This window comes from Shewanella sp. SM74 (assembly GCF_025653725.1).
Taxonomy (GTDB): Bacteria; Pseudomonadota; Gammaproteobacteria; order Enterobacterales; family Shewanellaceae; genus Shewanella; species Shewanella oncorhynchi.
In genome coordinates, this window is record NZ_JAKKRZ010000085.1 from 1 (window position 1) to 1,179 (window position 1,179).

A 1,179-nucleotide genomic window follows, 5' to 3' on the forward strand; every position below is an offset into this window, starting at 1 on the left:
ATCCAGATAGCGGACAAGCTTGGGCCACTGATTCAGGCTATACGTAATAGCCGCTCCCAGTAAACTTTCTTTCGTGACACTCTCGCTTGATTTATCCAACCAGCTTTTGAATTGCGCGAGCAACGGCTTGGCTAGCGTTTGCCTGGCTTCATATTTCTTATCAGGCGGCGCAGTTTTTAATTTACTCTCCAGCGCATAGAGTTTCTGGATATGGTTAAGGGCCACATCGGCCTTACCCGTTTTGCCTTTGCCCTGCGCTTTTTGGGCTTCGACGAACTTGCGTCTGGCATGCGCCCAGCAGCCGACTAAGGTTGCGTGGGTTTTCTCATATCCGGCATAACCGTCGACCTGCAGATAACCGTTAAACCCCGCCAGGAAGTCGGTGGGATGTTTACTGCTGCGACTATCCTGATAATCAAACAGCACGAGCTTGGGGCCGGTACTTTTTTCTAAGCCACAGCCATATACCCACATATAACAGGTGCTTTTCTCAACATCCAGCACATTAACCGTGGTTTCATCTGCCCACAGCACGGGCTGTTTCAGAAGCTCAGCTTTCATTAACGCCAGTAACGGTTTCAGTTTCTCTGCACAGCTTATCAGCCAGCGGCTCATCGTTTGACGGCTAAGCTCAATACCGGCCTGATTAAACAACTGCTCCTGACGATAAAGCGGTAAGCCATAGTGCATTTTGCTGCTGATGATTTGGGCAAGCAGACTCGGTGTGGTCATGCTCTTAGGGATAACCGCCGGTGGCACATCGGCAATTTTAATGTCGACCTTGGTGTCCGTGGTTTCACACTGCCGGCAGCTGTATTTCAGCCGCACGTTTCTGAGCACCCGGATTTGTGCCGGTACGAACTCGATTTGCTCACTRACTTCYTCACCCATTTGATGTAGCGCATGGCCACAGCARGCACAGGTTTTATCGTCAATGTCATGGATAACATCAACGCGCGGCAGCTCAGGGGCAATCCGTGGGCGGCGTGGCTTAGCAGCTTTCTTAGCGCTCTCGGTCGTCTGAGTATCTGGCTCTGTCGCTACTGACTCGTCTTCAATAAGCTGTTCGGCCTCATTTAACACCTCGCCTTCACCTTCATAGGTTTCACTGCTGGGGCTAAATTTCTGGTACTTCTTCAGGTTGTAACGCTCCAGCAACTGCTGCAACTTGTCCGACAG

At 50.9% G+C, this 1,179-nt stretch carries 1 protein-coding gene; it reads right to left on the reverse strand.

Annotated features, from left to right (window positions below; translation table 11 throughout):
• On the reverse strand, positions 1–1,179 hold a 1,179-nt coding region (gene tnpC, locus L5M49_RS25045), incomplete at both ends, for an IS66 family transposase (RefSeq protein WP_263267000.1).